The organism is Sphingomonas changbaiensis NBRC 104936 (assembly GCF_000974765.1).
GTDB classification, from domain to species: domain Bacteria; phylum Pseudomonadota; class Alphaproteobacteria; order Sphingomonadales; family Sphingomonadaceae; genus Sphingomonas_B; species Sphingomonas_B changbaiensis.
Genome location: NZ_BBWU01000041.1, coordinates 1 through 5,021 on the forward strand (window position 1 = coordinate 1; position 5,021 = coordinate 5,021).

The window sequence follows — 5,021 nt, forward strand, 5'->3', positions numbered from 1 at the left end:
CCCGTTCCGGGGAGGAGTTCACCGCGCGCTCTCCATCAGCGCCTTCATCCGACGGACGCTTTCCTCCAGGCCGATGAAGATCGCCTCGCCGATCAGGAAATGGCCGATGTTCAGCTCGGCGATCTGCGGGATCGCGGCGACGGGCACGACATTGTCAAAGGTGAGGCCGTGGCCCGCGTGCGGCTCGATGCCGTTCTTGACCGCCAGCGCGGCGCAGTCGGCGATGCGGCGCAGTTCCTCGGCGCGCGCCTCGCCCTCGCGGTGGGCGTAGCGGCCGGTGTGGAACTCGACCACCGGCGCTTTCAGCCGGATCGCGGCGTCGACCTGGCGCGGATCGGGCTCGATGAACAGGCTGACGCGCACGCCCGCCTCGGTCAGCCGCGCGATCATCGGGCCCAGCGTCTCGCGATGCCCGTCCGCGTCGAGGCCGCCCTCGGTCGTGCGCTCCTCGCGCTTTTCGGGGACGATACACGCGGCGTGCGGACGGTGGCGGAGCGCGATTTTGAGCATTTCGGCCGTGGCAGCCATCTCGAGGTTCAGCGGCAGCGACATCGACGCCGTCAGCCGGTCGATATCCTCGTCGGTGATGTGGCGCCGGTCCTCGCGCAGATGCGCGGTGATCCCGTCCGCGCCCGCTTTCGCCGCCAGCATCGCCGCCGCGACCGGATCGGGATGAGCGCCGCCGCGCGCGTTCCGGATCGTGGCGACATGGTCGATGTTGACGCCGAGGCGGAGCATCAGGCGGCGCGGCTCCCCGGCTTGACCGCGGGAATGGCGGCAAGCTCGGGCGGTACCCGATCGGCCTCATAGCTCGGCACGTCGATGCGAATCAGCGGGTAGAAGGGAACGCCCAGATCGGCGCTGCCGTTCGACCGATCAACCAGCGCCGCGGCCGCGACGACCTCGCCGCCGGCCGCGCGAATCGCCACGATCGCCTCGCGCGAGGACAGGCCGGTGGTGACGACGTCTTCCATCATCAGCACCTTCTGCCCGGGCGCGAGTCGGAAACCGCGGCGCAGCTCGAAAGTGCCGGTCGGCCGCTCAAGGAACATCGCGTCGACGCCCAGCGCCCGCGCCATTTCCTGCCCGGCGATCACGCCGCCCATCGCCGGTGACACCACCGCCTCGATCTGCGCGCGGACCTCGGCCGGCAGCTTCGCAGCCAGCGCCTCGGCGAGCCGGGCGCCCCGCGCCGGGTTCATCAGCACGCGCGCGCACTGGAGATAGCGGGAGCTCCGAAGGCCGGAGGAGAGGATGAAATGGCCTTCCAGCAGGGCCTCGGCAGCCCGGAACTCGGCCAATACCTCGTCGTCGGTCATGGTGCGGTGCGATACGAGGCCGACGGCGATAAGGCAATCGTCGCGGGCTTGGCGGCGGGCCGAACGGCCTGTTGCGCTTATCTCTTCCGAAGCGCTTGAGAGAGCGAGAAACCCGACCTATAAGCCGCGCCAAACTCGCATCCGCGCGACCGCTTCCAGGACGCGCACCTGCACCCGGGGAACAGAACAGGACGCCTATGAAGCTCGCGAAAACTCTCTTGCTTGCTCTCGGGCTGGCGCTCGCGCCGGCGGCCGTGCACGCGCAGGACGCGCCCAAGCAGGATTCGACCACCCAGGCCGCCGCGCCGGCCCCGGGCAGCGCGACGCAGGCCGCGCCCCCGGCCGCCGCCCAGTCGGCCGCCGTCCCCGAGGTTGCGCCGGTCCCCGGCGTCGGCATGCCGGTGAACGAGAAGATCGTCCTCCAGGATCAGTACACGCCCAACGGCCGCAAGGCGCTGTGGATGCACGATTACATCCTGGTGCCGATGATGGTCGGCATTTCCGCGCTCGTCCTGCTGCTGCTGATGTTCGTGATCGTGCGCTTCCGCCGTGCCCGCAATCCGGTACCGTCGCGGACCTCGCACAACACCCTGATCGAAGTGATCTGGACGCTGGTTCCGGTGCTGATCCTGGTCGCGATCGCGGTGCCGTCGATCAGCCTGCTCGCCGCCCAGTTCAAGCCGGCCGGCAAGGACGCGCTGACGATCAAGGCGACCGGCAACCAATGGTATTGGGTCTATAGCTATCCGGACAATGGCGGCTTCGAAGTCATTTCGAACATGCTGCAGGACAAGCCGGAGCCCGGCAAGCGCACGCGCACGCCGGCCGACGGTCCCCGCCTGCTGGCGGTCGACAATCGCCTCGTCATCCCGGTCGGCCGCGAAATCCGGTTGCTGACCACGTCGAACGACGTGATCCACAGCTTCGCCGTCCCCGCGTTCTGGGCCAAGATCGACGCGGTTCCCGGCCGGATCAACGAGATCAGCTTCAAGGTCGAGAAGGAAGGCGTCTATTTCGGCCAGTGCTCCGAGCTTTGCGGCGCGCGCCACGGCTTCATGCCGATCGCGGTCGAGGTCGTTTCGCCGGCCAAGTTCGCGGCCTGGGTCAAGTCGAAGGGCGGCACCGTGCCCGGCACGCCGTCGCAGCCGCTCGTGACGCCGGCCGCGGAGCATCCGGTTGACGCCACTACCGGCACCGACAAGCCGACGCCCGGCACCGCCACGCCTCCCGCCACCTCCCAGGCGGCTCCCACCAACGGGAACAACTGACAATGACAGATATCGCAGCCACCCCGTCCGAGTTTCATGACGCGCACGCGCCTCATCATGATGCGGACCACAAGCCGAGCTTCTTCGCCCGCTGGTTCATGTCGACGAACCACAAGGACATCGGCACGCTGTATCTGATCTTCGCGATTTGCGCGGGGATCATCGGCGGCACCATCTCGGGCCTGATGCGGCTCGAGCTGGCCGAGCCGGGCATCCAGTATCTGCAGGGCTGGGCCCATTTCATGGGCGAGACCAACGCCACCATGGACCAGGCCTATCACCTGTGGAACGTGCTGATCACCGCGCACGGCCTGATCATGATCTTCTTCATGGTGATGCCGGCGATGATCGGCGGCTTCGGCAACTGGTTCGTCCCGATCATGATCGGCGCGCCGGACATGGCGTTCCCGCGGATGAACAACATCTCGTTCTGGCTGCTGGTCCCCGCCTTTATCCTGCTGCTGGGATCGACCTTCTTCCCCGGCGGCACCGGCAACGGCGCCGGCACCGGCTGGACGCTCTATCCGCCGCTTTCGACGACCGGCAGCCAGGGCCCGGCGGTCGACATGGCGATCCTGTCGATGCACCTGGCGGGCGCGAGCTCGATCCTGGGCGCGATCAACTTCATCACCACCATCTTCAACATGCGCGCGCCGGGCATGACCCTGCACAAAATGCCGCTGTTCGTCTGGTCGGTGCTGGTCACCGCCTTCCTGCTGCTGCTCGCGCTGCCGGTGCTCGCGGCCGCGATCACGATGCTGCTGACCGACCGCAACTTCGGCACGACCTTCTATGATGCGTCGGGCGGCGGCGATCCGATCCTTTACCAGCACCTGTTCTGGTTCTTCGGCCACCCCGAAGTGTACATCATGATCCTGCCGGGCTTCGGCATCATCAGCCAGGTGATCGCGACGTTCAGCCGCAAGCCGGTGTTCGGCTATCTGGGCATGGCCTATGCGATGGTCGCGATCGGCGTGATCGGCTTCGTCGTGTGGGCGCACCACATGTTCACGACCGGCCTGTCGGTCAATGTGAAGATGTACTTCACCGCGGCGACGATGGTGATCGCGGTGCCGACCGGCATCAAGATCTTCTCGTGGATCGCGACGATGTGGGGCGGATCGATCAGCTTCAAGACGCCGATGCTGTGGGCGCTGGGCTTCATCTTCATGTTCACCATCGGCGGCGTCACCGGCGTGCTGCTCGCCAATGGCGGCATCGACGACGTGCTGCACGACACCTATTACGTGGTCGCCCACTTCCACTACGTGCTGTCGCTGGGCGCCGTGTTCAGCCTGTTCGCGGGCTTCTACTACTGGTTCCCGAAGATGAGCGGCCGCATGTACAACGAGCTGCTCGGCCAGATTCACTTCTGGGTGTTCTTCGTCGGCGTGAACGTGCTGTTCTTCCCGATGCACTTTCTGGGGATGCAGGGCATGCCGCGCCGCTATCCGGACTATCCGGACGCGTTCACCTACTACAATCACATGGCCTCGATCGGCTACGTGATCATGGCCGTGAGCATGGGCGTGTTCTTCATCAACCTGATCTGGTCGCTGGTCGCGGGGCGGAAGGCTGAAGCCAATCCCTGGGGCGAAGGGGCGACGACGCTGGAGTGGACGCTGTCCAGCCCGCCGCCGTTCCACCAGTTCGAAACCCTGCCGGTGATCGACAGCGGTTCCCACCACTGACGGTTCGCCAACAGGCCAACCAAGACAGCGCCCCGGCTCACGCCGGGGCGCTTTTTTGTTGCCGCCGGAAATCCGGGGCGCACGACAGTTCATCGGCAAGAAATGTCGACTAGCCGACATAAGGCCTTGACCATCAAGCCATATGAGCGTTGAGCTTCTCCTTATGAAAACGGATCGGCGTTCCAACCGCGAGGCGGCCGCTGGTGTCGTGCACTGACGTGGTGAAGTTGCTCGACGGGCTGCGCGTCCTCGTGGTCGAGGACGAACCTTTGATCGGCATGGCGGTCGAAGAGGCGATCCGCGACGCCGGCGGCCTGGCCGAGCACGTCGACAGTGACCGCGCGGCCTATTCCAGGCTTCAGGACGGCGCGCGCACGCTCGACGCGCTGATCGTCGACGTGAACCTGGGCGAAGGCACGACCGGATTCGACGTCGCCCGCTTTGCCCGCCGCCTGAACGCCAGGCTGCCGGTCGTCTATCTGAGCGGCGGCCCCGAGGAATGGGCGACCTGGTTCGGTGTCGACGACGCGACGTTCCTCGCCAAGCCGGTCACCGATGCCGAACTCGTCCAGACGATCGCCCGCCTGAGCGGCCGCGAAGACGGCCCGCCCTGCCAGATGCCGCACCCTGCCTGAGCGGCAGTGGCGCTGCGGGGTTTAAGCTCCGTTTTGTTCCCGCCCGCGATCCCTCCGTCAAAGCGTCTGCAAGCGGTCGCTTTTGCGGATATAGCCCCTCTCCCGCTT

5 protein-coding genes are annotated in these 5,021 nt (G+C 66.5%); 3 read left to right on the forward strand and 2 right to left on the reverse strand.

All coding sequences use genetic code 11. The features are described 5' to 3' along the window. Positions 1-18: 18 nt before the first annotated feature. Both SCH01S_RS10495 and pyrE read right to left on the reverse strand, forming a co-directional pair. Positions 19-738 carry a pyridoxine 5'-phosphate synthase gene (locus tag SCH01S_RS10495; RefSeq protein WP_046348768.1) on the reverse strand — a complete coding sequence of 240 codons (720 nt, stop codon included), beginning with the start codon at positions 736-738 and terminating at the stop codon, positions 19-21. Beyond that, entirely contained in the window at positions 738-1,319 is a 582-nt protein-coding gene (gene pyrE / locus SCH01S_RS10500) for an orotate phosphoribosyltransferase (protein ID WP_046348769.1), read from the reverse strand. The genes SCH01S_RS10495 and pyrE overlap by 1 nt, the downstream gene beginning before the upstream one ends. 197 nt (positions 1,320-1,516) lie before the next feature. On the opposite strand from pyrE, the gene coxB reads away from it, so the two are divergent. From coxB to SCH01S_RS10515, 3 genes are all read left to right on the forward strand, one after another. Further along, positions 1,517-2,587 carry a cytochrome c oxidase subunit II gene (gene coxB, locus SCH01S_RS10505; protein WP_046348770.1) on the forward strand — a complete coding sequence of 357 codons (1,071 nt, stop codon included), beginning with the start codon at positions 1,517-1,519 and terminating at the stop codon, positions 2,585-2,587. A 2-nt stretch (positions 2,588-2,589) separates the two neighbouring features. Next, the gene (ctaD, locus tag SCH01S_RS10510; protein WP_046348771.1) at positions 2,590-4,278 is read left to right on the forward strand and encodes a cytochrome c oxidase subunit I; all 1,689 of its coding nucleotides are present in this window, start codon (positions 2,590-2,592) and stop codon (positions 4,276-4,278) included. A 218-nt stretch (positions 4,279-4,496) separates the two neighbouring features. After that, a complete protein-coding gene (locus SCH01S_RS10515; RefSeq protein ID WP_052733901.1) occupies positions 4,497-4,913 on the forward strand; it encodes a response regulator in 417 nt (138 codons plus the stop codon). The last annotated feature ends 108 nt before the right edge of the window (positions 4,914-5,021 follow it).

Bases quoted from the DNA above. Each gene is read 5' to 3' on its own strand.
- pyrE (WP_046348769.1), bottom strand. From the start codon at position 1,319: ATGACCGACGACGAGGTATTGGCCGAGTTCCGGGCTGCCGAGGCCCTG.
- SCH01S_RS10495 (WP_046348768.1), bottom strand. From the start codon at position 738: ATGCTCCGCCTCGGCGTCAACATCGACCATGTCGCCACGATCCGGAAC.
- ctaD (WP_046348771.1), top strand. From the start codon at position 2,590: ATGACAGATATCGCAGCCACCCCGTCCGAGTTTCATGACGCGCACGCG.
- coxB (WP_046348770.1), top strand. From the start codon at position 1,517: ATGAAGCTCGCGAAAACTCTCTTGCTTGCTCTCGGGCTGGCGCTCGCG.